The organism is Reyranella sp. CPCC 100927, from assembly GCF_007859315.1.
Classification (GTDB): Bacteria; Pseudomonadota; Alphaproteobacteria; order Reyranellales; family Reyranellaceae; genus Vineibacter.
In genome coordinates this window covers 171,661-197,486 of the sequence record NZ_VOHA01000012.1, presented here as the reverse complement: position 1 = coordinate 197,486, position 25,826 = coordinate 171,661, and the positions used below count along the sequence as shown (strand labels likewise).

The following is a 25,826-nucleotide window of genomic DNA, read 5'->3' as shown; positions in this document are numbered from 1 at the left end:
GCCGCGCCGCGGCCGGCCGGCCGCCGGCCGCTGCCGCCGCGCCGGGCGTCCCACAGGCGCTTGCGGATGGCGTCCTGGTAATAGCTGCGCACCGTGGCGTCGGCGATCTCGCCGATGCGTTGGCGCAGCGCCGTCTCGACGCTGGCGCTGCGCTCGGGCGTGTCCATGGGATGGCCCAGCGCCTCCATGTCCCAGACGATGTCGACCAGAGGCCGGGCCTGCGTGAGGCAGGCCTGGAAAGCGGCCGGGCCGCTGGCGCGGATCAGGCTGTCGGGATCGTGGCCGGCCGGCAGCGTGACGAAGCGCAGGCTCTTGCCAGGTTTCAGCAGGGGCAGGGCCCGCTCGGCTGCCCGCATGGCGGCACGCCGGCCGGCATTGTCGCCGTCGAAACACAGGAACGGCTCGTCGGCCACTTTCCACAGCAGGGCCAGCTGGCCCTCGGTCAGCGCAGTACCCAGCGGCGCCACGGCGCCGTCGAAGCCGGCGACATGGAGGGCGATCACGTCCATGTAGCCTTCGGCCACGATCACCGGCCGGTCCTTGGCCGCGGCCTCACGCGCCAGGTGCAGGCAGTAGAGATTGTCGCCCTTGTGGAACAGCGCGGTCTCGGGCGAGTTCAGGTATTTCGGCTCGCCGGCGCCGATGATGCGGCCGCCGAAGGCGATGATGCGGCCGCGCCGGTCATGGATCGGGAACATGACCCGGCCGCGGAAGCGGTCGTAGGGCGCCCGGCCGCCTTCATCGGGCTGGATCACCAGCCCGACATCGACCAGCTGGCGGTCGGTGGCGCCGGTGCGGCGCAGGGCGGCCTGCAGCGCCTCGCGATTGTCTGGCGCGAAGCCCAGCCGGAAGCGGGTGATGGTCTCGTCGTCGAGCCCGCGGCCGTGCAGATAGTCGAGGCCGTTCTTGCCGCTGGGCATGCGCAATTGCTGCTCGAACCACACCGCGGCTGTTTCTGCCACCTGGTGCAGGGTGGCGGCGACCTTGGCCCGCTCCCGTTCCTGCGGCGTCGTCTCGGGAACGGCGAGGCCGGCTTCACCAGCCAGCCGCTCGACCGCCTCCGGGAACGAGAGATTCTCGATGCGCATGGTGAAGCCGATGGCATCGCCGTGAGCACCGCAGCCGAAGCAGTGGAAGAAATTCTTCTGGTCGTTGACCCAGAATGACGGCGTCTTCTCGTTATGGAACGGGCACAGCCCGGCATACTCACGCCCCTTGCGCTTCAACACCACGCGCCGCCCGATCAGCTCCGACAGCGTGATCCGGTTGCGCAGTTCGTCGATGAAGTTGGGGGGAAACGCCATGCGCGATGTTAGGGCTTTGAACGTTTTGGGTCGATGGCCGGGTTCTGGGGATTTGGGGCATAACGCTGTAAAGTTCCAGCCATCGAAACCTGCACACCATGCCTACGTTCTGCGCATGACCAAGCTGTTGGATCAGGCCTTGGATGCGGTGCGGCAGCTTCCCGCCACCGACCAGGATGATATCGCCCGGGCGATCATGAGGCTGACAGGTCGCGATGACTCGCAACCGGTACCGCTCACCCCCGACGAACAGGTTGCGATTAAGCGATCAAAGGAAGCTGCTGCCCGCGGCGAGTTCGCCACCGACGAGGAAGTCGCGAGCGTGTGGGCTAAACACGGCTTATGAGGCCGCGTTATACGCTTCCTGCACTTGCGGACCTGGATTCCATCCTAACTTACATCGCCGAAAAATCGCCGCGCGGTGCCATGCGCGTGCACCCGACGCGTCAAGAGCGTCACGGAACTCCTCTTGGAATACCCTCGCATCGGCATCGTGACGCAGGAATCCGATATTCGCCGCGTCACGGCGCGGCCGTATCCCTATCTGATTTTTTACGAAGTCAGTGACGATGAGATCGTCATCCACGCAGTACGCCATGCGTCCAGGGATCCGTCGACGATGCCGGGTATTTTTTGAGCCCGGCTGCATGCGACCGTGCTGACGACCGCCGCTCGCAGCCCGTGAAGCTCCATCACCTGCATTTCCGGAACATCGCCTCAACTTCTTCCGGGCTGGCAAAGTCTCCTGCATCAGCTTCAGCAAGACCCCTGCGAATCTCCCGCAGTTGCCAGCTCTGCACATCCAGATAAGCGTGCAGGGCTTCTGCAGCGATCGCGCCTTCGCTCCGGCCGGTCTCCGCAGCAAGGCGGGCCAGCCGCTCTCGATCTTCGTCGCTCAGATTAAGCGTTACGCTGGAGTCGGGCATCCGAGACCCTCCTGACGCCAGTATAGCAGCCTTCACCCACCCAGCGCTTTCTTCACCGTGCCGGCGACCTGGGAGAAATCCATCTGGCCGGCGTAGTTGGCCTTCAGCCAGGCCATCAGCGGGCCCATCTGCTTGACGCTGGTGGCGCCGGTCGCTTCGATGCCCTTGCGCACCGCGTCCTCGACACCGGCGGCGTCGAGCTGCTGCGGCATGAAGCGGCGGATGACGTCGATCTCAACCTGCTCCTTGTCTGCGAGGTCCTGGCGACCGCCCTGCGTGTAGGCGGCGATGCTCTCGTTGCGCTGCTTGATCATGCCGCCGAACATCACCAGCACGTCGGCATCGGAAATGCCGCTCTGGTTGCCCTTGCCGCGCGCGTCGATATCCTGGTCCTTCAACTTGGCCAGGACCAGCCGCACGGTCGATACCGTCGCCGTATCCTTGGCGCGCATGGCATCCTTCAGCGCTTCGTTGAGCTTCTCGCGCAACATGATTGCCTCAAGGGGACGTTGAAGGGGCGCACCATAGTCCTGTGGTCAGTCCGGATCAACGAAAATAACCTATTGAAATGACTTGCGTTTTTAACAACCGGCCGGGGTTGACGCGGCGCCGGGCGAACATTACAAAGCGCCGGGTTTCGCGCCGCCGGCCCGCCGGCCGGTGCGCGTCTGCACGATCGGATCCGCCATCATGACCATTCCTCCTTCGACCGGTGCCGCTCCGGGCGCCGGGACTCGGGCTGCGCCCGAACAACCCGCCGGGGCGACGGCTGCCCTGGTGCTGGCCGACGGCACCGTGTTCTGGGGCCGCGGAATCGGGGCGCCCGGCATGGCGGTGGGCGAGGTCTGCTTCAACACGTCGATGACCGGCTATCAGGAGATCATCACCGACCCGTCGTACGCCGGGCAGATCATCACCTTCACCTTCCCCCACATCGGCAACACCGGCACCAACGACGAGGACATCGAGACCGTGACGCCGGCGGCGCGCGCCGTCGTGCTGCGCCAGGACATCACCGAGCCGGCCAACTGGCGTGCCGCGCGCCCGCTCGATGCCTGGCTGAAATCGCATAATCTGCCCGGCATCTGCGGTGTCGACACGCGCCAGGTCACCCGCCGCATCCGCGACGGCGGGGCGCCCAACGGCATTGTCGTGCACGCGCCCGACGGCAAGTTCGACATCCCGGCATTGGTGGGGAAGGCGGGCAACTGGCCCGGCCTCGAGGGCATGGACCTCGCGATCGAGGTCTCGACCCAGCAGACCTATGGCTGGGACGAGTCGGTGTGGACCTTGGGCCAAGGCTACGGCAAGCAGACGGCGCCGACGTACCACGTGGTCGCCGTCGATTACGGTGCCAAGCGCAACATCCTGCGCTGCCTCGCCAACGCCGGCTGCAAGGTGACGGTGGTGCCGGCGACGGCGACGGCCGAGGACATCCTGCGCCACAAGCCCGACGGTGTGTTCCTGTCCAACGGCCCCGGCGATCCGGCCGCCACCGGCGAATATGCCGTGCCGGCGATCCAGGGCGTGCTGCAATCGGGCGTGCCGCTGTTCGGCATCTGCCTGGGCCACCAGATGCTGGCGCTGGCGGTCGGCGGCAAGACCACCAAGATGGCGCGCGGCCATCGCGGCGCCAACCAGCCGGTCAAGGATCTCACGACCGGCAAGGTCGAGATCACCAGCCAGAACCATGGCTTCGTCGTCATGCCGGAATCGCTGCCCCAGAACGTCGAGGTGACGCACGTCTCGCTGTTCGACGGCAGCAACGAGGGCCTGCGGCTCACCGACAAGCCGGCGTTCTCCGTTCAGTACCACCCGGAAGCATCACCCGGACCGACCGACAGCCATTACCTGTTCGATCGTTTCGTCGACATGATCGCGGCCCACAAGAAGACCAAGTGAGGGGCTGGCGATGCCCAAACGCACCGACATCAAATCCATCCTCGTCATCGGCGCCGGCCCGATCGTCATCGGCCAGGCCTGCGAGTTCGACTACTCCGGCGTGCAGGCGTGCAAGGCGCTGAAGGCCGAGGGCTACCGGGTGATCCTGGTGAACTCCAACCCGGCCACGATCATGACCGATCCCGGGCTGGCCGACGCCACCTACATCGAGCCGATCACGCCCGACATGGTGGCCAAGATCATCGAGAAGGAGCGGCCCGACGCGGTGCTGCCCACGATGGGCGGTCAGACGGCGCTGAACACGGCGATGGCGCTGCATCGCGATGGCCGCCTCGAGGCGCTGGGCGTCGAGCTGATCGGCGCCAATGCCGAGGCGATCGACAAGGCCGAGGACCGGCTGCTGTTCCGCGACGCCATGACCCGCATCGGGCTCCACTCGCCGCGCAGCCAGATCGTGCACAACCGCGAGGACGCGGTGAAGGCTGTGGAGTTCGTCGGCCTGCCGGCGATCATCCGGCCATCGTTCACCTTGGGCGGCACCGGCGGTGGCATCGCCTACAACCGCGACGAATATTTCGACATCGTGCAGAGCGGCCTGGAGGCCTCGCCGACCAAGGAAGTGCTGGTCGAAGAGTCGGTGCTGGGCTGGAAGGAATACGAGATGGAGGTCGTGCGCGACAAGCACGACAACTGCATCATCATCTGCTCGATCGAGAACGTCGACCCGATGGGCATCCACACCGGCGACTCGGTCACGGTGGCGCCGGCGCTGACGCTCACCGACAAGGAATACCAGATCATGCGCAACGCCTCGATCGCGGTGCTGCGCGAGATCGGGGTCGATACCGGCGGCTCGAACGTGCAGTTCGCGGTCAATCCGCGCGATGGCCGCATGGTCGTCATCGAAATGAACCCGCGCGTGTCGCGCAGCTCGGCGCTGGCCTCGAAAGCCACCGGCTTCCCGATCGCCAAGGTCGCCGCGCGGCTCGCCGTGGGCTACACGCTCGATGAACTGGCCAACGACATCACCGGCGTGACGCCGGCCTCGTTCGAGCCCACCATCGACTACGTCGTTACCAAAATTCCCCGCTTCGCGTTCGAGAAGTTTCCCGGCGCCGAGCCGTCGCTGACGACGTCGATGAAGAGCGTCGGCGAGGCGATGTCGATCGGCCGCAATTTCCAGGAGTCGCTGCAGAAGGCGCTGCGCTCGATGGAGACCGGGCTCACCGGCCTCAACGAGATCGAGATCAAGGACGCGCCGGACAAGGCGGCGCTGGTCGCGGCCCTGGCGCGGCCGACGCCGGACCGCGTGCTCACCATCGCGCAAGCCTTCCGCCACGGCCTGTCGGTCGAGGAGGTGGCGCAGGCCTGCAAGTACGAGCCATGGTTCCTGCGCCAGATCAAGGAGATCGTCGACGTCGAGGACGCGATCCGCGCCGGTGGCGTGCCGAAGGATCGCGCGCACCTGCTGGCGCTGAAGAAGATGGGCTTCTCGGACGCGCGCCTGGCCGAGCTCGGCAAGTCGACCGAAGCCGATGTCGCCCAGTTGCGCCAGACGCTCGATGTGCGTCCGGTCTACAAGCGCATCGATACCTGCGCCGCCGAGTTCGCCTCGCGCACGCCCTATCTCTATTCCTGCTACGAGGGCGACGGCGTGCAGCCGGCCGAGTGCGAGGCCGAGCCCAGCGATCGCAAGAAGATCATCATCCTTGGCGGCGGTCCCAACCGCATCGGGCAGGGCATCGAGTTCGACTATTGCTGCGTGCACGCGGCCTACGCGCTGCGCGATGCCGGCTTCGAGACCATCATGGTCAACTGCAACCCGGAGACGGTGTCGACCGACTACGACACCAGCGACCGGCTGTACTTCGAGCCGCTGACGGCCGAGGACGTCATCGAGCTGGTGCGCAAGGAGCAGAGCCGGGGAGAGCTGCTGGGCCTGATCGTGCAGTTCGGCGGCCAGACGCCGCTGAAGCTGGCCAAGCCGCTGGAGGCGGCCGGCATCCCGATCCTGGGCACCACGCCCGACGCCATCGACCTGGCCGAGGATCGCGATCGCTTCAAGCGGCTGCTGGAGCGGCTGAACCTCAAGCAGCCTCAGAACGGCATCGCCTATTCGATCGAGCAGGCGCGGATGGTGGCGGCCGACGTCGGCCTGCCGCTGGTCGTGCGCCCGTCCTACGTGCTGGGCGGTCGCGCCATGGCGATCATTCGCGACGAGACAGGCCTCAACGACTACCTGTTCGGCGTGCTGCCGGAAGTGGTGCCGCCGGATGTCAGGATCCGCTACCCCAACGACAAGACCGGCCAGATCAACACGGTGCTGGGCAAGAACCCGCTGCTGTTCGACCGCTACCTGCGCGACGCCATCGAGGTCGACGTCGATGCGCTGGCCGACGCCGAGGGCAACGTCTTCGTCGCCGGCATCATGGAGCATATCGAGGAGGCCGGCGTGCATTCCGGCGACTCGGCCTGCTCGCTGCCGCCGTACTCGCTGCCGCAGGCGGTGGTCGAGGACATCGAGCGCCAGACGGTGTCGCTGGCCAAGGCGCTGAAGGTCTGCGGCCTGATGAACGTGCAGTACGCTGTCAAGGACGGCGTCGTCTACATCCTGGAAGTGAACCCGCGCGCCAGCCGCACGGTGCCGTTCGTGGCCAAGGCCAAGGGCCTGCCGATCGCCAAGTTCGCCGCCCGCCTGATGGCCGGCGAGCGGCTGGCGAACCTCGACCTCGATCCGGTGATGAAGGGCGGCCACATCGCGGTGAAGGAAGCGGTGTTCCCGTTTGCCCGCTTCCCCGGCGTCGACGTGATGCTGGGACCGGAGATGCGCTCCACCGGCGAAGTGATGGGCATCGATCGCGATTTCGGCCGCGCCTTCGCCAAGTCGCAGCTCGGCGGCGGTACCAAGGTGCCGACCGAGGGCACGGTGTTCATCTCGGTGCGCGACCGCGACAAGGCCGGCATCGTCGCCGCGGCGCGCAAGCTGCAGGAGCTCGGCTTCCGCATCGTGGCCACCAGCGGCACCGCAGCCCATCTCGGCAAGGAGGGCGTCGAGACCACGCGCATCAACAAGGTGCTGGAGGGACGGCCGCACATCGTCGACCTGATGAAGGACGGTGGCGTGCAGCTGGTGATCAACACGTCCGAAGGCGCCCAGTCGACCGCCGACTCCTTCACCCTGCGGCGCACCGCGCTGATGAACCGCATCCCGTACTACACCACGGCCGCCGGTGCGCGTGCCGCCGTCGAGGGGATCGCCGCCATGAAGGCGGACGCGCTCGACGTGGCGCCGCTGCAGTCCTACTTCAGCCGCGCCTTCTGACGTCGGGGCGGCGCGACGGCCGCCGCCTTACCTCAGGGCGCATTTCTGCTTCAGCCAGGCGATCCGGGGCGCCGCATCGCCTGTGAACGACCACGTCTCGATCGTGCCGCTCTTCTGCCGCACGGTGAACGACGCTTTCTTCGCCGTGCCGACGCGGTCCATCAGTTTGGCGGCGGCGTCGCCGGTCATCTGCACTGGCACCAGGCCGCTCGTCTGCTTCGTGCTCTTCCACACCAGCTTCGCCGGCCCGGTCTCCGTGTCGATGGTGCCGGGCACGTCGGCTTCCGGCTCGACATCGAGGCCCATGGCCAAGAGCGCGGCGTGCAGTTCCTGCTTCGGCCCGCACTGGAAGGTCAACGTCTTCAGCGGCGCGCTTTCCGACATCACCAGATACACGGGCGGCTTGAACTTCAGTTCCTGCTGCTTCCATTCGGCCTGCGCTGCGGCGCCGGCAAGGCCAACGGTCGCCACGGCCGCAATGCCAACAAGGAGCGTCCTGATATGCATGCCCGTCCTCGTGATGAGTGAACGACCAATTTAGGGAGGAACGGGCCGGGACAATTGTACAAACGCGACATCCTGGGCGCGCGGGCGGGACGCCCGCGCTCCCAGGCATGACAATCGGCCGCTAACGTTTCCTGAGGGCCTCGGCCAGCGCGGCACCGAGCGCGCCCTGTGACGGGGGCTTGTCCGCTCGGGCTTGCCCGTGTCGCGGCGCGTTCTGCTGGCGTCGGTCGTCGCGCTGCGGCGGCCTGGCGGTGCCGCGGCCCGCATCCTGCCGCATCGAGAGCGCAATGCGCTTGCGCGGGATGTCGACGTCGACAACGCGCACCTTCACGACGTCGCCCGCCTTCACCACGTCATGCGCATCCTTCACGAACCGGTCGGCCAGTTGCGAGACATGCACCAGGCCGTCCTGGTGCACGCCGATATCGACGAACGCGCCGAAGGCCGCCACGTTCGTCACCGTGCCTTCCAGCAGCATGCCCGGCTTCAGGTCCTTGATGTCGTCGACGCCGTCGGCGAAGGTCGCCGTCTTGAAGCTCGGCCGCGGATCGCGGCCCGGTTTGTCCAGTTCCGCGATGATGTCGCGTACCGTCGGCAGGCCGAAGCGTTCGTCGGCGAAAACGCGCGGATCGAGCGCCTTGAGGGTGGCGCTGTCACCCATCAGCGTGCGCACGTCGCGCCCGCAGGCGGCAACGATCTTCTTGGCAACCCCGTAGGCTTCCGGATGGACGGAGGACGCATCCAGCGGCTCGGTCCCGTTGGGGATGCGCAGGAAGCCGGCGCATTGCTCGAAGGTGCGCGGCCCCAGCCGTGTGACCTTGAGCAGGTCCTGCCGGCGGGAGAACGGTCCGTTGGCGTCGCGGTGCTTCACGATGGCCTCGGCCAGCGACGCGCCGAGACCCGATACGCGCGCCAGCAGCGAGGCGGATGCCGTGTTGAGATCGACGCCGACGGCATTCACGGCGTCTTCCACCACGGCGTCGAGCGAGCGCGCCAGGCGATACTGATCGACATCGTGCTGGTATTGCCCCACGCCGATCGACTTCGGATCGATCTTGACCAGCTCGGCCAGCGGGTCCTGAAGCCGCCGCCCGATCGACACCGCCCCGCGCAGCGATACGTCAAGCTGCGGGAATTCGGCGGCGGCGGTTTCCGACGCGGAATAGACCGACGCGCCGGCCTCGCTCACGATCACCTTGAGCGGCTTCGGTGCCGGCATGTCGGCCAGCATCTCCGCCACCAGCTTCTCGGTTTCGCGACTGCCCGTGCCATTGCCGATGGCGACGAGTTCGACGCCATGGCGGCGGATCAGGCTGGCGAGCTCGGCCTGGGTGCCGCGGACGTCGTTCTTCGGTGGGAAGGGATAGACGGTGGTCGTCGCCAGAAGCTTGCCCGTGCCATCGACCACGGCGACCTTGACGCCGGTCCTGATACCAGGATCGAGGCCCATCGTGGCGCGCGAGCCGGCCGGCGCGGCCAGGAGCAGGTCCTTGAGGTTGCGGGCAAAGACCTGGATGGCTTCTTCTTCCGCGCGTTCGCGCAGAGCCCCCATCAGGTCGACAGAAAGATGCAGGGAGAGCTTGACGCGCCACGTCCAGCCGACCACCTCCATCAGCCAGCGATCGCCCGGCAATGTGCTCCCGATGGCAGAGGCCTGTGCGATCATGCGTTCCACGGGCTTCACCGGCGAGGCATCGTCGGCGTCCACCTCGATGTTCAGCGACAGCACGCCCTCATTGCGGCCGCGCAGCATGGCAAGCGCGCGATGGCTCGGCACACCGGACCAGCGCTCGGCGTGGTCAAAGTAGTCGGAGAATTTCGCACCGGCTTCCTGCTTGCCCTCGATGAGGCGCGAACGCAGGAAGGCCCGTTCCTTCATGTAGTCGCGCAGTTGGCCGACGAGATCGGCGTTCTCGGCAAATCGTTCGGCCAGGATGTCGCGCGCGCCGTCGAGCGCCGCTTTGGTATCAGGCACGTCGCCCGTAACGTAGGCCGCGGCCAGCTCCACCGGTACCGCGGTCCGGTCGGCGAGAATGGCTTCCGCCAGCGGCCCCAGCCCGCGCTCGCGCGCGATCTCGGCCTTGGTCCGCCGCTTGGTCTTGTAGGGCAGGTAGATATCTTCCAGCTCGGCCTTGGTCTGCGCGGCGGCGATCTTGGCTTCCAGTTCATCCGTGAGCTTGCCCTGCTCGCGGATCGACGACAGGATTGCCTCGCGCCGCGCATCGAATTCGCGCAGGTAGGCGAGCCGCTCGGCCAGGAGACGCAATTGCGTGTCGTCGAGACCGCCGGTCACCTCCTTGCGGTAGCGCGCCACGAACGGCACCGTCGCGCCCTCGTCGAGCAGTGTTATGGCGGCCGCTGCCTGCTGCGGCGTCGCACCGATGTCTGACGCAATGATCGATGCGATGCCCTGACGCGCCTTGGTGACCTGATCTGTATCGTTCATACGCTGCTCGTCGACTGTGATGAGTCGCACACTCTATTAAAAAGCCGATTCGGGATCACTATGCGTGCGCCGGGGCGGCGTGCTTCTCCACAGGTTGATGCGGCAGAATCCGACCGCGCACATGGCAGCGTCGCGGGACCCCCGCTGGCGGTCGGTGAGCGGGGCGCTAGAATAGGCGACAGCGGTACCCGAGGCATGATGTCGATATCGGCGCGTAAGGATCCCAAGGGCGTCGAGGCCGGCATTTTCATGCGACTGATGCCATCGCCGATGGCGCGCGGTCTGCTGCTGGCGGTGATCGCCGGCATTTTCTTCCAGTGCCTCAATGCGACGGTGAAGATGCTGGTGGCCGAGTTGCCGCCGCTGTTCGTCGCCTGGGGGCGGTGGACGGCGGGCCTGCTGATGATCGCCCCGTTCCTGCTGGCCGGCGCCGGCCTGGCGGCGGTGCGGACCGACCAGATCCATCTGCACGCCCTGCGGGCCGGCTTTCATACCACGGGTTATGTGCTGTGGTACCTGGCGGTGGGCCTGATCCCGCTGGCGGAGGCGGCGGCGCTGGGCTTCAGCGGCCCGATCTTCGTCGCCATCGGGGCGGCGTTGTTCCTGGGCGAGACGGTGCGGGCACGGCGCTGGGTGGCGGTCGTGGTAGGTTTCGTCGGGGTGCTGATCATCGTGCGGCCCGGGTTCGGCACCCTGAACTGGGGCACGCTGCTGATGCTGGCCTCGGTACCGGTGATCGCCGGCTCGAACCTGGTCGCCAAGAAGCTCACCGGGCGCGACGATCCCAAGGTGATCGTGTTCTGGCAGAGCGTGCTGGCGACAGTCTGCTTCCTGCCCTTCGCGCTGCTCGACTGGCGCGTACCAACGGTGCCGCAGCTGGCGTGGCTGGTGCTGGCCGGTGTCTTCGGCCAGCTCGGCTACCTGTTCATGACCAGCGCCTATCGGCTGGCCGACATCTCCGCCGTGCAGCCCACGGTGTTCCTGGGCATCGTGTGGGCGGCGGCGTTCGACTATTTCCTGTTCGGCCGCAACGCCGATCTCGCGACATTCGCCGGCGCCGCTATCATCCTGGCCAGCACCAGCATCATCGCCCACCGGGAAGCCGCCGCGGCGCGGCAGGGGAAACGCTGACCGGCGGCCGGCTCAGGCAGGCGCCTGCGTGCGGTAGACCATTGCAGCAGATGTCTGATCGTCGCTGACGATTTTCGGTCTCGTCCACAGACGCGGCCGCCTCATCATTCAATCGTCATTGTTTCGCAACACACCAGTCACTGGCGCGCCCTATCCGCAGCAGCGGGTTTTTGCGTGGAGGCGTCGCGATGTCCGGTGTGTCGATCCGGTCCGTCAACAAGGCGTTCGGTGCCACCCGCGTGCTGCGGGGCGTGACGCTCGACATCGGCGACAGCGAGTTCATGACCCTGCTGGGGCCGTCGGGCTGCGGCAAGAGCACCCTGCTGCGCATCGTCGCCGGGCTCGAGGCGCAGGACTCCGGCAGCATCGCCATCGGCGGCCGGCCGGTCGATGCGTTGCGGCCGCGCGAGCGCGATGTCGCCATGGTGTTCCAGAGCTATGCGCTCTACCCGCATATGACGGCAGCCGAGAACATCGCGCTGCCGCTGGTGATGCGCCGCTCGCGCGTCTGGCAACGCCTGCCGGTGTTGCGCCGGGCGTTGCCGTCGGCGCGCCGTATCCGCCGTGACATCGCGGGCGAGGTGGGCCGCGTCGCCGCCGCGCTCGACATCGGCTATCTGCTGGAGCGCAAGCCCTCGCAGCTCTCGGGCGGCCAGCGCCAGCGGGTCGCGCTGGCGCGCGCCATGGTGCGCCAGCCGCGCGCCTTCCTGATGGACGAGCCGCTCAGCAACCTCGACGCCAAGCTGCGCGTGCAGGCGCGGGCCGAGATCGCCGAACTGCACCGGCGCCTGGGCACGACGTTCATCTACGTCACCCACGACCAGGCCGAAGCGATGACCATGTCCGACCGGGTCGCCGTGATGCTGGACGGCGAGGTCCTGCAATGCGCGCCGCCGGCCACCATCTATGACGATCCCGCCGACCTGCGGGTGGCCGAGTTTGTCGGCAGCCCGAAGATCAACGTCATCACCGGCGCCGTCGGCAGCACCGGCCAGGTCGAGATCGCCGGCACGACGCTGCCGCTGACAGTGCGCAGGGCGCCGGCAACCGCGCTCGCCGTCGCGTTTCGCGCCGAACATGCCGACGTCACGCCGTGCACCGCCGAGCAGCAGGGCGCGCTGGTGGGCACCGTGCGCCATCGCGAGAACCTGGGGTCGGACCTCTTCGTCTATGTCGAGCCGCAGCCGGCGTCCGCCCGGCTGGCCGTGCGCCTGGCGGCCAGCCGCACCGATGACATCCGTGTCGGCATGCGTGTCGCGATCAGGCCCGACGCGGCGCGCGTGCTGTTGTTCGACCGCGACGGCGGTCGGGTCCGCGCGGCATGAGCACGCTCGCGCTGCCCGCCGAGGCGGCGGCATCGACCGCGCGCCGGCCGGCGCGGCGCGTGCGCCAGGAGGCACTGGCGGCCTATGCGCTCGCGGCGCCGGCGGCGATCATGCTGCTGGGCATCCTGCTGCTGCCAACCGCCGCCACGGTGCTGCTGTCGTTTACCGATTGGCAATTCGGCGCTGCGACGCTGAACTGGATCGGGCTCGGCAATTACGAAAAGCTGGCGGCCGACCGCGTGTTCTGGCGGTCGCTCGCCAACACGCTGCTGTACGTGGCGGTGGTCGTGCCGGCGTCGGTGTTCCTCGGCCTGGGCGTGGCGATGCTGATCGAGGCAGGCGGTTCAGGGCGCACGTTCTACCGCGCCGCCTATTTCCTGCCGGTCACCGCCACGCTGATCGCGATGGCCACGGTGTGGGAGATCATGCTCCATCCCAGCGTCGGGCTGATCAATCTCGCCTTCGACGCGGTGGGCCTGGGCAAGCACAACTGGCTCAAGGATCCCGCCCTGGCGCTGCCGGCGCTCGCCGTCATCGGCATCTGGCAGGCGCTGGGGCTGAACATGGTGCTGTTCCTCGCCGGCCTGAAGTCGATCCCACGCGACCTCTACGAGGCCGCCGCCATCGACGGTGCCGAGAACTGGTGGGACCGCTTCACCACCGTGACCTGGCCGATGCTGGGCCCGGCGACCTTGTTCGTGCTGGTGATCACCGCCATCCGCAGCTTCCAGGTCTTCGACACCGTGGCCGTGCTGACCGAAGGCGGGCCCAACAAGGCGACCGATGTGCTGCTCTACACCATGTACCAGGAAGGCTTCGGCTTCTTCCGCGCCGGTTACGGCGCGTCGATCACCGTGGTGTTCCTGGTCTTCGTCCTGATCCTCACCCTGGTGAAGGCCCGGGTGATGGAAAAGCGCGTGCACTACGCATGACGGCGCCCCGCGGCCTGCCGTTCGCCATCCTGCGGCACGTGCTGCTGGGCATCGGCGCCGTCTTCATGCTGGCGCCGTTCGTGTGGATGCTGTCGCTGTCGTTGAAGCCGGCCGACGAGATCTTCACCACCGACCTGCGCCTGCTGCCGCAGCGCTGGGACGCGGTGCGCAATTACAGCGAAGCCTTCCGCAAGGTGCCGCTGCACCGCTATCTGCTGAACGGCGCCATCGTGACGGCGACGATCTTCAGCCTGCAGGTGCTGGTGGCGCTGCCCGCCGCCTATGCCCTGGCCAAGCTGCGCTTCGGCCTCGCCAAGCCGCTGTTCGCGCTGGTGCTGTTCGGGCTGCTGATCCCGGGTCACGTGCCGGCGATCCCGCACTACATCATGCTGTCATCGGCCGGCCTGCTGGACAGCTACGCCGCCCTGGTCTTCCCGTCGATGATCTCGGTGTTCGGCATCTTCTGGATCCGGCAGTTCTTCAAGACCGTGCCGGATGACTTGATCCATGCCGCGCGGCTGGACGGCCTGTCGGAGTTCGCGATCGTGTGGCGCATCATGCTGCCCACCGCGGCGCCGGCGCTGGTGGCGTTCGGCATCGTGTCGGTCGTCTTCCATTGGAACGACTATTTCTGGCCGCTGCTGGTCGTCACCTCGCCTGACATGGCGATGCCGGCCCTGGGCACCGTCTATCTGCGCAACACCGAGGCCGGTACCGACTACGGCCCGCTGATGGCCGGCACCGTGATCATCACCGCGCCGCTGGTGATCGCTTTCCTGGTGGCGCAGCGGCGCTTCATCGAAGGCATGACGCTGACCGGAATCAAAGGCTAGGAGGCTCACATGAAAAGACGTGCGTTCGTCGCCGGCACGGCGGCCGCGGCAGCCCTGGGTGCCAGCCCGTTGCGGGCCCAGGCGCAGACCGAGATCAAGGTGCAGTACTCGACACCGGACCTGTTCAAGACGCTGCATGAGCAGATCGCCGCCGAGTTCATGAAGAAGCACCCGCAGTACAAGGTGACCTTCCTGGCGCCGCTGCCGGCCTACGAGGAGATGGCGCAGGCGACGCTGCGCGCGGCGGTCACCAACACCTTGCCCGACGTGGCCTACCAGGGGCTGAACCGGCAGCGCATCTTCCACGACCGCAAGCTCGCGCAGCCGCTCGATCCGTTCATCGCCGCCGATGCCGAGTTCGCAAGCTTCGGCCATGCGCCCGGTCTGCTCGATGTCGGCCGTTTCGGCGGCCAGCAGCTGGGGATCGGCTTCTCGGTGTCGACGCCCATCATCTATTTCAACGAGGACCTGGTGAAGAAAGCCGGCGGCGATCCGGCGGCATTCCCCTCGACCTGGGACGGCATCTTCCAGATGGCGCAGAAGATCAAGGCGCTGGGCGGCAGCACGCAGGGCTTCCATTTCGACTGGGACATCACCGGCAACTGGATGTGGCAGGCGCTGGTCTTCGCCAACGGCGGCACCATGCTGACGCCGGACGAGAAGAAGGTGGCGTTCGCCGGGCCGGCCGGCCAGACGGGCATCGCCACGCTGCATCGCATGGTGAGCGAAGGCACCATGCGCGACGTCTCGCAGAGCGTGTCGCTGCAGGATTTCACCTCGGGCACCATGGGCATCTGGGGCCACTCGACGTCGCGCCTGGGCGGCGTCACCAAGCAGATCGGCGACAAGTTCAAGCTGCGCACGGCGCCGTTCCCGACCACGGCCGACGGCAGGCTGCCGCTGGGCGGCAACGTCGCCATGCTGTTCGCCAAGGACCCGGCTAAGCAGAAGGCGGCCTGGGACTACATCAAGTTCGCGACCGGCCCGGTGGGTGCCACCCTGATGGTGCAGGCTACGGGCTATTTCCCGTCGGCGCTGAAGGCGACCGAGGATCCCAACCTGCTGAAGCCGTACTACGACAAGAACCCCAACCACCTGATCGCCATCCGGCAATTGCCCAAGGCCACCGGCTGGTACGCGTTCCCGGGCGAGAACGGGCTCAAGATCACCGACGTGATCAAGGATCACCTGCAGTCGGTCGTGGCCCAGAAGGCCAAGCCGGAAGACGCGCTGGCGAAAATGGCGACCGAGGTTCAGGCCCTGCTGCCGACCAGCGCGTGATCAATGCCTGTCATCCCGAGTGAAGCGCGGGACCGTCTGATGCAGACGCACCGTGCTTCACCTTCAGAAGATCCCTCGCGGTCGCTCGGGATGACGGAGGTGATTCACCTCACCACGCCGGCAGAACAGCGCCCTGGAACGTGTCGAGCACGAATTTCTTGACCTCGGGCGAGTGATAGGCGGCGACCAACTTGGCGAATTCCGGCCGGTCCTTGTCGGCAGCCCGGATCGCGATCAGGTTGGCGTAGGGCGAGTCGGCGGCCTCGATGGCGATGGCGTCGCGTCGGGGCTGCAGGCCGGCCTGGACGGCGTAGTTGGTGTTGATGGCGGCCGCGTCGACGTCGTCCAGCGCCCGCGGCAGTTGCGCGGCGTCAAGCTCGATGATGCGGATCTTGCGCGGATTGTCGGTGATGTCCGCCACCGTGGCGCGCACGCCGACGTCCGCCTTCAGGGTGAAGACCTTCTCCTTTTGCATCAGCAACAGGACGCGGCCGCCGTTGGTCGGGTCGTTGGGAATGGCGATGCGGCCGCCACTTGGGACCTCGGATAGCGACTTCACCTTCTTGGAATAGATGCCGATCGGGAAGGTGACCGTGAGCGCCAGCGGCACCAGCTTGTAGCCGCGATCCTTGTTCTGCTGGTCGAGGAACGGCTTGTGCTGGTAGCTGTTGGCATCGAGTTCGCCCTGGGCCAGCGCTGCGTTGGGCTGGATGTAGTCGTTGAACTCGATGATCTGGATCTGCAGTCCGGCGCGCGCCGCCAGGGGCTTCACGACTTCAAAGATCTGCGCATGCGGTCCGGCCGTGACGCCGATCTTGATCGGCTTGAGATCGGCCTGTGCCCGTGTCGCCGGTGCGATCACGGTGGCCAGGGTGGCGCCCAGCGCCAACGTCGTGGCGTGGCGGCGGGAAAGCGGACGGATCATGATGAGGATTCCACGCAGGTTGTTCGAATGCCAACGACTGTCGCCGGCCGCAGCCGGCGCGCTCTTGGGGCCAGGTCTGTAGGTAGGGATCGGGCTGCGCTTTGCCTACCAGGCGGGTAGGACCGCACCCTTGAAGGTGTCGAGCAAATACTTCTTCACGTCAGGCGAGTGGTAGGCGGCCAACAACTTGGCGAACTCGGGCCGATTCTTGTCAGTTGTCCGAACCGCGATCACGTTGACATACGGCGAGTCGATGCCTTCGATGGCGATCGTGTCGCGGCCGGGCTGCAGGCCGGCCGGTACCGCGATGATCGTGTTGATGATGGCGGCATCGACATCGTCCAGCACGCGCGGCAACTGCGGGGCCGGCAGTTCGACGAAGCGGATCTTGCGCGGATTCTCCGCGATATCGGTCATGGCGCTGGCGAGCAGCCCGGTGCCCGGCCGCAGCTTCACGACCCCTTCCTTGTGCAGCAGATGCAGCGCGCGGCCGCCGCTGCTCGGGTCGTTGGGGATGGCGACCTTGCCGCCCGCTGGCAATTCAGCCAACGACTTGATCTTCTTTGAATAAACACCGACCGGCGCCAGCAGCGTCGGGCCGATGACCGTGAACTTGTAGCCGCGATCCTTGATCTGTTGATCGAGGTAGGGCACGTGCTGGAAGCTGTTGGCGTCGATGTCGCCGGCGGCCAGCGCTTCGTTGGGCTGGACGAAGTCGGTGAATTCGACGATCTGCACCTGCAGGCCCTCGCGGGCGGCATTGGCCTTGACCAACTCGAAGACCGGGGTCTGCGGTCCGGCTACCAGTCCGACCTTGATCGGTTTGAGCGGACTCTGCGCCAGCACCGCTGCCGGCGCGGCGGTCGTGGCGAGCAGACCAAGCGACAGGCGGACAGCTCGACGTCGGGTAAGCGGCGTGTACATACGCGAACTTTCCTTGTTCGTTGCAAGTATTGGTCAGCGGCGGGTGAACCGCCGAACCAAAATATCCCCCAAAGACTGCACGCCCTGTACTAGCACAATAAGGACGATCACTACAGCGGCCATGACTTCCGGCAAGAAGCGCTGGTATCCGTAGCGCACGCCCAAGTCGCCCAAGCCGCCGCCGCCGATGGCGCCGGCCATGGCCGAGTAGCCGATCAGGCCGATCAGCATCACCGTGGCCGCCGCCAGCAGGCCCGGCCGTGCCTCGGGGATCAGCACCTTGAGAACGATCTGCAGTCGGGATGCGCCCATCGCCTGTGCGGCATGGACCAGGCCGGGATCGACCTCGCGCATCGCCGTTTCGAACAGGCGCGCCACGAACGGTGTCGCGGCGATCGCCAGCGGCACGATGGCCGCCTGCGTACCGATCGACGTGCCGGCGATCAACCGCGTCAGCGGCACGATGGCCACCAGCAGGATGATGAAGGGCGTCGAGCGGACGGCGTTGACCAGGGCGCCGACCACGAAGTTGACCGGCCGGTTCGCCAGGATGTGACCCTTGCCGGTAATCAGCAGCAATACGCCCAGCGGCAGTCCGGCAATGATCGCCACCGCGCCGGCGGCGCCCACCATCACCACCGTCTCGAGCAGAGCCTCAAGAAGCAGCTCGATCATTCGTGGGGACATGACCCAGGACCTCGACGTGAACGTTGTGTTGGCGCAGGTAATCGATGGCGGCCGCGATGACATCGGGCGTGCCGGTGGCAAGCATCACCATGCCGCCGAACGGGCGGCCCTGGATGGCATCGATGCGGCCGGCGACGATCCGCAGATCGACGGCGAAATTGCGCGACACCCGCGACACCAGCGGTTCGCCCGGTGCGACGCCCACCAGCTCGACCCGGACCAGGGTGGCCGGCCCGATGCCGGGATGCTGTGCCGCCAGCGCCAGCAGTGCCGGCGGGATATCGTAGCCGACCGTCTCGGCGACAAAGCTGCGCGTTGTCTCCGACACCGGTTTGGTGAAGACGTCGTACACCGGGCCGCTCTCCAGCACGCGGCCGGCCTCGAGCACCGCCACCTTGGCCGCGATCCGGCGCACCACGTTCATCTCGTGGGTGATCAGCACGACGGTCACCCCCAGCCGCCGGTTGATGTCGGCGATCAGGTCGAGGATCTGCAGCGTGGTTTCGGGGTCGAGCGCCGATGTCGCCTCGTCGCACAGCAGCACCTTGGGCCGGTTGGCCAGCGCCCGGGCGATGCCGACGCGCTGCTTCTGGCCGCCGCTGAGCTGGGCGGGGTAGCGGCCGGCCTCGCCGGTCAGGCCAACTAGGTCGAGCAGGTCGGCGACCCGGGTGCGGATCTCGGCCGGCTTGTGGCCGGCGATCTCCAGCGGCAACCCGACATTGTCGGCCGCCGTGCGCGACGACAGCAGGTTGAAGTGCTGGAACACCATGCCGATGTCGCGCCGGGCCTGGTTGAGTGCCCGGTCGCCCAGCGATGACAGGTCGTGTCCGTCGACGCGCACCATGCCGCTGGTCGGCCGCTCGAGCAGGTTGATGCAGCGGATCAGCGTGCTCTTGCCGGCGCCGCTGCGGCCGATGACGCCATAGATCTCGCCACGCCCGACGGTCAGGTTGACCTTGTCGAGGGCCACCACCGGAGCCTTGGCGCCTGGATAGATTTTCGTGAGGTCGACGAGCTCCAGCATACGATCGTTCTTGTTGCGTGACCGGGCAGCGCAAACGATTGCGCCGTCGATCCATCTGGGCACATCAGTTCAACCTCAGCGAGGAGCGCCTTAGGAGACAGCTGTGATGACGGCCGACACGCGCACATAGCCGGCGGCGGCGCTGGCCGCAAGCCGGCTGAAGAAGGGGCCCTGGTCCCGCCCGGAGGGAGGAATCCAGCGGGACCAGGGCGAACGCCCCGTGCCAATCGTGTCGGGTAGGCTTGGCACCGGGCCACGCCCGCAGCAGGACCGCCGTCGCTGCGGGCGCGTTGGGGGTCTCTCAGGCCGCCAGGCGGGCCTTGCCGGCGGCGTCCAGCGCCTGGGCCAGGTCGGCGATGATGTCGTCGATATGCTCGATGCCGATCGACAACCGGACATAGCCGTCCGAGACGCCGGTGGCGGCCTGCTCGGCCGGCGACAGTTGCGAATGCGTGGTGGTCGCCGGATGGATCGCGAGGCTGCGGGCATCGCCGATATTGGCGACGTGATAGAAGAGCTGCAGCGCGTCGATGAAGCGCCGGCCGGCGTCGCGGCCGCTGCGCAGCTCGAAGCCCACCAGGCCGCCATAGCCGCCCTTCAGGTAGGCGTCGGCGCGCCGCCGCGCCTCACCCTCCTGCAGACCCGGATAGATCACCTGGCTGACGTCACGGTGTTTCGACAGGTATTCGGCGACCGCCTGGGCATTGCGGCTGTGCTCGCGGATCCTGAGCGGCAGCGTCTCCAGGCCCTGGATGGCCTGGAAAGCGTTGAACGGGCTCAGCGACGGCCCGAGGTCACGCAGCAGGGTGACCCGCGCCTTGATGATGTAGGCCACCGGTCCCAGCGGCTTGACCGCATCGACCCAGACCGCGCCGTGGTAGCTGGGGTCGGGCGTGTTCAGGGCCGGCTGGCGCTCGGGCGCCGCCGCCCAGTCGAACGTGCCGCTGTCGACGATCAGGCCGCCGATCGACGTGCCGTGGCCGCCGATATACTTGGTCGTCGAATAGACGATGATGGCGGCGCCATGGTCGAACGGGCGGGCCAGCACCGGCGCCGCCGTGTTGTCGACGATCAGCGGGATGCCGAGCTTGCGGCCGATGTCGGCGACCTCGCGGATCGGGAAGACCGTCAGCTTGGGATTGGGCAAGGTTTCGGCGTAGTAGGCACGCGTGCGCGCATCGGTGGCCTGCAGGAAGTTCTCCGGCTTCGCCGGATCGACGAAGCGCACCTCGATGCCCTGCTGTCGCAAGGTGTTGGCGAACAGATTCCAGGTGCCGCCGTAGAGGTCGGTCGAACTCACGATGTTGTCGCCGGCGTGCGCCAGGTTCTGCACCGCCAGCGCCGATGCCGCCTGGCCCGAGGCCACGGCCAGGGCCCCGACGCCGCCCTCCAGCGCCGCGATGCGCTTCTCCAGCACATCGGCCGTCGGATTCATGATCCGCGTGTAGATGTTGCCCAGCTCCTTGAGCGCGAACAGGTTGGCGGCACGCTCGGTGTCGGTGAACTGGTACGATGTGGTCTGGTAGATCGGCACCGCGACCGCATTGGTGGCCGGATCGGCGCGATAACCGGCATGCAGGGCGAGTGTCTCGGGGTGCCGCGACGTGGTGGTCATGATGGGTCTCCTGTGGACGTCGGTGGCGTCAGCGCGGCATGTCGAGGTGCGCCGGGCGGGCAGCCGGGGCGCCGTGATGCCCGGCGAGACCCCAGCCGGCGGTGGCCGGCTGGTCGCCCGCGCCGTGTGCGGCCGATGCCGCGTGCTGGCGCCGCCGGTCGTGGCGGGCCTGCACGATCGCCTCGGCGGCGCGCTGGGCCTTCCAGGGCGTCGCGTAGAGCCGGCCTTCGAGGCGATAGAAGTCGGCATGGGCGGCCCGGAACCGGAAGCCGCCGCGTTCGCGCTGCACGATGCCGGCAGCCAGGTCGTCGATCTCGATGATGTAGGCGTCACTCATGGTCAATCTCCGTCATTCGGTCCTGGCGCCGGGCGCCGACCGTGGAATGCTGTTGCGGGAAAACCGGCCGTCAGCGGGTGACGGCAAGCGTCAGGCGCAACAACAACAGCGATGACGGAGGCGGCCGCCGGGCATGGTTGTGCCGGTGCGGTGATCGGGAAGCGGACTGGTAAGTCTGGACATCGCAGGTCTCCGGTCTCGTGATGAGCCCACGACGTGGTCGTGGCGCTTTAGCGTTTGGTGATGCGGTGCAAGCTGCTCGGTCAAATCTCCGCAGATCCGTCGGGGAGGATCAGTCCCTTGGCTGCCGAACATGCGGTCGGCGGCCGCGGTCAACAACCTAGTTTTCGTTGACCGCTCTGTTAGTTTTTCTGGGTACTTTTCGGACCGCGGACGTCCACGCCCGCAATCGCTTGCAGCGAAGCGGAAAGCGAAATCGTCGGCGCTGACGCGCACAGGCGAAAGCAAGCTTTCGCCGGAGATGCGGGCGTGGACGCCCGCGGTCCGAATTCCTTAGCTGTTCAGCCCCTTCACCGCCTTGCCGATCACCTCGTCGGCGCGCGCCCAGACCAGTTCGGCCCACTTGGCGCCGGCGGGATAGAAGCGCTCCTGGACGTAGGCCTTCATTTCCTTGCCCTGCGCCGATTTCACGTCGCCGTGGTGATGCAGCCAGTTGTCGCGCCGCACCGCGTCCAGCACCTCCGGCACCGGGTAAGTGCCGTACTCCAGGGCGATGCCGGTGAACTCGGCATCGGGTGCTTCCTGCGGGAAGGCGTCGATGACCACGCCCACCACGATCGCCGACGTCGACGTGCCACCCTCGGGCGAGGTGAGTTCATCGCCATACCAGGCCTGCTGGCGCGTGAAGGCCGGCTGGCCTGGCGCACCCAGGCCGATGATCTCGCCGTGGCCGAACGGCCCCAGCCCGGTATGGAAATCGATGCAGCCGATGCGCTTGGCATGGCCCAGTTCGTTGCGGATGACGGCGCGGATGGTGCGGTTCGACCAGGTGGGCTTGTGGCCGCCGAAGAAGATGCCGTCCTTGTGGGTGTACTGGCCGCCGGTGATGGCGCCCTGCAGGCCGAAGGCGCCGTGCTTCTGGGCATACGAATCCAGCACCTGCTGCGCCTTCGCCAGCGCGGTCTCGGTCCATGCCGGCGGGTTGAGCGCTGCCGCGATCTCGGCGTAGCCGTCGTTGCGGGGATGCGGCTTGGCGTGGTCGACGAAATTGCGGTTGAGATCGACGTTGTCCTCGTTGACGCGGCGGATCCAGGCAAAGCCGTGCGGGTTGACGCCGTGGATCAACAGTGCGCCGGTGCCCTTGGGCAGCTTGGCCGGCCCGCCGCTGCGCAGCCAGTTCACCATGGCGCCCGAGCCGCAGAAGCCCTCGACGCCGTGCGTGGCCGCCATCAGCACCAGCATGTTGGGTGCGTCGTCGTCGCCGAACCGGACGGTATCCATGAACAGCTGGCCGCCGTCGGGGCCCAGGGTCGGGTTGCGGTAGGACCGGAACCGGCCGCCGCTGGCGGCTGCCGCGGCGCAGAATTTCTGGCGCGCATCTTGATAGTCGGTGGCGAAATGGGCGGCGACGGCACTCATGACGAATCCCCGGATCGTGTACGGTGCGCGCATCCTAACGGAACGGGCAGAGGGTGCGATGGCTTTCATGACGGTCGAGCAGGTGCAGGCGATGCTGCTGCCGGGCGGGCATTTCCCGTCCTGGGTGGCGGACCTCGGGCTGAAGGTCGAGGAGATTTCGCCTACGGGGCTGCGCGCCCGCCTGCCACGGTCGCCGCACATCCAGCGCGCCGGCGGCGTGGTGCTGGGACAGGCGCTGATGGCGATGGCCGATACGATGCTGGTGTTCACCTTCGCCGAGGCGCTGAGCCGGCTGCCGTCGATGGCCACGATCTCGCTGACCACCAATTTCATGCGCGCCGCCGTCGATTGCGACGTGATCGGCCAGTCTCGGGCCTTGAAGCTGGGCCGCACCACGGTGTTCGGCGAGGTGACCTTCTTCACCGACCGCGACCCGTCGCCGATCGCGCTGTCGACCGCGGCTTTCGCCGTGTTGCCTGACGAAAACGCCAAATTCACCAAGGTCGGGGCCAAGGTATGAGATCACGGCCTTGCAGCGCCTGGGGGGCGACGGTATAACCCGCGCCTCCCGCGGCAAACCAGGTGCCGCGGGCCTGACGGAGTGTAGCTCAGCCTGGTAGAGCACTAGCTTCGGGAGCTAGGGGCCGGAGGTTCGAATCCTCTCACTCCGACCAATGTTTTCAAAGGGTTAGCCGGTCCTGCGGGGCCGGCTTTTCCTTTTTGCTGGCGACCCGGTGTTTGCGACCGGGTCGCTGTTCGGCACAGTCTTAACCTTTCTGCTCGTCCGGCGGCATGGCCACGACATGTGATGTGGTCGCTGATCAACGGCTCGCGTCGCTGCTGCTCTACATCTGCTGTCTTTCTCCGTGTGGCCGACCTGAGATTTCCGGTGGCAAGCCCGGGCACGTCGCGTCACGTACCCTTCAACAGATCCCAGTAGCCTTGGCTGGCGATCCATCGCGCGCGGGCCAAATGGCTGTTGTATCGCCGGCGCGCCCGAGCGGGTGCGATGTGCGGGTCAATTGCCAGGAGTGCTCGCGCGGCGTCTTCCCAGGGAGCGTTTTCAGTCACTGAATCAAGCAGTCGCAGATACGTCGTCACATAAGCGCGATCATAGTCTGTCAAAGCGAGCACAGACGGTGCGGCATCGGCGATCAGCTGCGGCTTTGCGGACCCTCCTTCTGGATGGTCGCGAAAGTGCGCCCCTGCTGTCGCCAAAGCTTCGAAAGAACGCGCCAACGATTTAGCCGAGATGACGCACCGATCCTTGCTGATAGCCTTCAATTCATGCGAGCGCTCCAATCGTTCAAAACACATGCGAACACATTGGTCTGTGCGCGCCAAGATCGCAGCGACAGGTCCGTAGTCTACGAATGAATGGACGCGGGAAACGCGGGCCACGGGCTTCCTCTGCTGGAAAGCAAGCGGGAGCGCACTCTTAGCCACCGGCGCCTGACGCAGCGGCTTTGCCGGTCGTTGAGGCAGTAGCGCACGTTTCCGCCGCGGACGCTAGTCCTGGTCATCGGTGTCCCGGTGGCCGCGTCCCTGGCGGCCATGTCGAAGTTCTGGGAAGCGATCGCGGGTCAGGGAGCCTGAGTCGACCATCAGCGAGCGGCTACCGGGAAATGGCCTGTCTTCGCCGGTCGCCGCAGAGTGCGGGATGCTGCGCCAGGCGCCAGCGACGCGATTGGAACACTGCCGTCCCTCGGCATAGGGTCGCTGTAGTACGGAGACCAGAACTCCAGACGGCGGCGCCGGCGGGACTCCCAACGGGTGGGGTTTATGAGGAACCGCGCTGTCGCGCACAGCGCGCGGGAGTGCCGTCGGTTCCGGGCGCAGCGCGTGGACTCTTGCTTGCGCCTGGCATCACACCCCACCTGGTCTGGGCCACTGGCGTGCATGGGAACGCGCTCGCCGACAGGCCGTTGCGGGAGCAGTTGGTGGTTGTTTCCTGAGGTCCCCAGACCACGCCAGATCGAGGAGGTCGTGGCTGCAACCTTTGGGCCATCGCAGCGTTATAAACGGTGGCGTCGTTCCCCAAGCGACGCCCTCTCTCGTGACCGCCGCACGCCTCTCCCCCTGTGCGGCGGTCTTTTTGCGTCGGTTTTGGACCGTTGCCATTTGCCGAAGCGGCGTCCGACGTCAGCGACCATGGCCCCGACGGCCTTTCAGGCTGCTCTGGTGGATGGCAGAGGGCCGGAGGTTCGAATTCTCTCCGATCAATGTTTTCAAAGGGTTAGTTGGCCCTGTCGGGCAGGCTTTCCTGTGTTTGCGACGGAGCGTTTTGCGCCTTTCGCCACCTGCCAATAATCCGATCGCGGCCGCCATACGCCCCTATGTCGGTTGCCAGGGTCGGCTGCCGTCCTAGCAGCGAAGCCTTCCGGACAGGGAGGGATTCGAACCTGCGCTGTGGGCGGAGCTGCTGGATGACGCACCGGATGACATCGCCGCGATCCCTGAAGCGCGGCGCGCAGCGGCCTCGCCCGATCATCCTTGTGGTGACCGGCTTGTGCTGGGCGACGTCGGCGATGGCTCATGACGAGCACGATTGGATACGCCAGCGGGGATACAAGGACATCGAAGGACAGGCGTGTTGCGATCCGACGGATTGCAAAAGAGTGCCGGTCGCGTTGGTCGAGGAACTCCCCGGCGGCGATTTCCGCTATGTGCCGACGGGCGAGACGATCCCGCGCGCGGAGACGAGGCCATCGCCCGACGGCAACTTCTGGCGTTGCCACTGGTACGAACAGGGCAAGGAGCGCACCCGGCGGCTGTGCTTCTGGCGGCCGCTGCCGCCGTCCTGACG

23 protein-coding genes and 1 tRNA gene are annotated in these 25,826 nt (G+C 66.9%); 12 read left to right on the top strand and 12 right to left on the bottom strand.

The window, feature by feature from the left end:
* Positions 1-1,304 (bottom strand): DNA primase (gene dnaG / locus FQU96_RS27380; protein ID WP_146544538.1); only part of this gene is annotated, 1,304 nt, incomplete at its 3' end.
* Positions 1,305-1,419: 115 nt separating this feature from the next.
* Between dnaG and FQU96_RS27375 the strand changes: the two genes are divergently transcribed.
* Positions 1,420-1,650 (top strand): hypothetical protein, encoded by a 231-nt coding sequence (locus FQU96_RS27375; protein WP_146544537.1) that lies wholly within the window; start codon positions 1,420-1,422, stop codon positions 1,648-1,650.
* Positions 1,651-1,773: 123 nt separating this feature from the next.
* Positions 1,774-1,941: a type II toxin-antitoxin system RelE/ParE family toxin gene (locus FQU96_RS42810; RefSeq protein ID WP_255468588.1), complete on the top strand. Its 168-nt coding sequence runs from the start codon at positions 1,774-1,776 to the stop codon at positions 1,939-1,941.
* Positions 1,942-1,996: 55 nt separating this feature from the next.
* Here FQU96_RS42810 and FQU96_RS27365 read toward each other — a convergent pair whose 3' ends face one another.
* Both FQU96_RS27365 and FQU96_RS27360 read right to left on the bottom strand, forming a co-directional pair.
* Positions 1,997-2,230, bottom strand: coding sequence for a CopG family ribbon-helix-helix protein (locus tag FQU96_RS27365; RefSeq protein WP_146544536.1), 234 nt, complete (start codon positions 2,228-2,230; stop codon positions 1,997-1,999).
* Positions 2,231-2,262: 32 nt separating this feature from the next.
* Positions 2,263-2,721 (bottom strand): GatB/YqeY domain-containing protein, encoded by a 459-nt coding sequence (locus tag FQU96_RS27360; RefSeq protein WP_146544535.1) that lies wholly within the window; start codon positions 2,719-2,721, stop codon positions 2,263-2,265.
* Positions 2,722-2,920: 199 nt separating this feature from the next.
* Between FQU96_RS27360 and carA the strand changes: the two genes are divergently transcribed.
* Together carA and carB are read left to right on the top strand one after the other, a co-directional pair.
* Positions 2,921-4,132: a glutamine-hydrolyzing carbamoyl-phosphate synthase small subunit gene (carA, locus tag FQU96_RS27355; RefSeq protein ID WP_146544534.1), complete on the top strand. Its 1,212-nt coding sequence runs from the start codon at positions 2,921-2,923 to the stop codon at positions 4,130-4,132.
* A 10-nt stretch (positions 4,133-4,142) separates the two neighbouring features.
* A complete protein-coding gene (carB, locus tag FQU96_RS27350) occupies positions 4,143-7,454 on the top strand; it encodes a carbamoyl-phosphate synthase large subunit (RefSeq protein ID WP_146544533.1) in 3,312 nt (1,103 codons plus the stop codon).
* A 27-nt stretch (positions 7,455-7,481) separates the two neighbouring features.
* Here carB and FQU96_RS27345 read toward each other — a convergent pair whose 3' ends face one another.
* Positions 7,482-7,961 (bottom strand): hypothetical protein, encoded by a 480-nt coding sequence (locus FQU96_RS27345; protein ID WP_146544532.1) that lies wholly within the window; start codon positions 7,959-7,961, stop codon positions 7,482-7,484.
* A 121-nt stretch (positions 7,962-8,082) separates the two neighbouring features.
* Entirely contained in the window at positions 8,083-10,407 is a 2,325-nt protein-coding gene (locus FQU96_RS27340) for a Tex family protein (RefSeq protein WP_146544531.1), read from the bottom strand.
* A gap of 198 nt (positions 10,408-10,605) precedes the next feature.
* Between FQU96_RS27340 and FQU96_RS27335 the strand changes: the two genes are divergently transcribed.
* From FQU96_RS27335 to FQU96_RS27315, 5 genes are all read left to right on the top strand, one after another.
* Complete coding sequence (locus FQU96_RS27335; protein ID WP_178130729.1) at positions 10,606-11,538, top strand: DMT family transporter; 933 nt, start codon at positions 10,606-10,608, stop codon at positions 11,536-11,538.
* 188 nt (positions 11,539-11,726) lie between these two features.
* The gene (locus FQU96_RS27330) at positions 11,727-12,863 is read left to right on the top strand and encodes an ABC transporter ATP-binding protein (protein ID WP_146544529.1); all 1,137 of its coding nucleotides are present in this window, start codon (positions 11,727-11,729) and stop codon (positions 12,861-12,863) included.
* The gene (locus tag FQU96_RS27325) at positions 12,860-13,795 is read left to right on the top strand and encodes a carbohydrate ABC transporter permease (RefSeq protein WP_146544528.1); all 936 of its coding nucleotides are present in this window, start codon (positions 12,860-12,862) and stop codon (positions 13,793-13,795) included. The genes FQU96_RS27330 and FQU96_RS27325 overlap by 4 nt, the downstream gene beginning before the upstream one ends.
* Positions 13,792-14,628, top strand: a complete 837-nt coding sequence (locus tag FQU96_RS27320) for a carbohydrate ABC transporter permease (RefSeq protein WP_146544527.1) — start codon at positions 13,792-13,794, stop codon at positions 14,626-14,628. Before FQU96_RS27325 ends, FQU96_RS27320 begins: the two co-directional genes overlap by 4 nt.
* Before the next feature lie 9 nt (positions 14,629-14,637).
* Positions 14,638-15,909: an ABC transporter substrate-binding protein gene (locus tag FQU96_RS27315; RefSeq protein ID WP_146544526.1), complete on the top strand. Its 1,272-nt coding sequence runs from the start codon at positions 14,638-14,640 to the stop codon at positions 15,907-15,909.
* Positions 15,910-16,018: 109 nt separating this feature from the next.
* On the opposite strand, the gene FQU96_RS27310 is transcribed toward FQU96_RS27315, so the two are convergent.
* The 7 genes from FQU96_RS27310 to FQU96_RS27280 all read right to left on the bottom strand — a co-directional run bounded on the left by FQU96_RS27310 (position 16,019) and on the right by FQU96_RS27280 (position 23,020).
* Positions 16,019-16,834 (bottom strand): MetQ/NlpA family ABC transporter substrate-binding protein, encoded by an 816-nt coding sequence (locus FQU96_RS27310; RefSeq protein WP_146544525.1) that lies wholly within the window; start codon positions 16,832-16,834, stop codon positions 16,019-16,021.
* Positions 16,835-16,939: 105 nt separating this feature from the next.
* Positions 16,940-17,758 (bottom strand): MetQ/NlpA family ABC transporter substrate-binding protein, encoded by an 819-nt coding sequence (locus tag FQU96_RS27305; RefSeq protein ID WP_218574885.1) that lies wholly within the window; start codon positions 17,756-17,758, stop codon positions 16,940-16,942.
* Between the two features lie 33 nt (positions 17,759-17,791).
* Positions 17,792-18,445 carry a methionine ABC transporter permease gene (locus tag FQU96_RS27300; RefSeq protein WP_146544524.1) on the bottom strand — a complete coding sequence of 218 codons (654 nt, stop codon included), beginning with the start codon at positions 18,443-18,445 and terminating at the stop codon, positions 17,792-17,794.
* Positions 18,414-19,469, bottom strand: coding sequence for a methionine ABC transporter ATP-binding protein (locus FQU96_RS27295; RefSeq protein ID WP_146544523.1), 1,056 nt, complete (start codon positions 19,467-19,469; stop codon positions 18,414-18,416). The genes FQU96_RS27300 and FQU96_RS27295 overlap by 32 nt, the downstream gene beginning before the upstream one ends.
* A gap of 301 nt (positions 19,470-19,770) precedes the next feature.
* Positions 19,771-21,084, bottom strand: a complete 1,314-nt coding sequence (locus tag FQU96_RS27290; RefSeq protein WP_146544522.1) for an O-acetylhomoserine aminocarboxypropyltransferase/cysteine synthase family protein — start codon at positions 21,082-21,084, stop codon at positions 19,771-19,773.
* A gap of 28 nt (positions 21,085-21,112) precedes the next feature.
* Positions 21,113-21,421, bottom strand: a complete 309-nt coding sequence (locus tag FQU96_RS27285) for a hypothetical protein (protein WP_146544521.1) — start codon at positions 21,419-21,421, stop codon at positions 21,113-21,115.
* Between the two features lie 513 nt (positions 21,422-21,934).
* Positions 21,935-23,020 (bottom strand): M14 family metallopeptidase, encoded by a 1,086-nt coding sequence (locus FQU96_RS27280; RefSeq protein ID WP_178130728.1) that lies wholly within the window; start codon positions 23,018-23,020, stop codon positions 21,935-21,937.
* Positions 23,021-23,078: 58 nt separating this feature from the next.
* On the opposite strand from FQU96_RS27280, the gene FQU96_RS27275 reads away from it, so the two are divergent.
* The 3 genes from FQU96_RS27275 (at position 23,079) to FQU96_RS27260 (ending at position 25,824) form a co-directional block, all read left to right on the top strand.
* The gene (locus FQU96_RS27275; RefSeq protein ID WP_146544519.1) at positions 23,079-23,540 is read left to right on the top strand and encodes a PaaI family thioesterase; all 462 of its coding nucleotides are present in this window, start codon (positions 23,079-23,081) and stop codon (positions 23,538-23,540) included.
* Between the two features lie 77 nt (positions 23,541-23,617).
* A tRNA-Pro gene (locus tag FQU96_RS27270) sits at positions 23,618-23,694 on the top strand.
* A 1,752-nt stretch (positions 23,695-25,446) separates the two neighbouring features.
* Positions 25,447-25,824 carry a hypothetical protein gene (locus FQU96_RS27260; protein ID WP_146544518.1) on the top strand — a complete coding sequence of 126 codons (378 nt, stop codon included), beginning with the start codon at positions 25,447-25,449 and terminating at the stop codon, positions 25,822-25,824.
* The last annotated feature ends 2 nt before the right edge of the window (positions 25,825-25,826 follow it).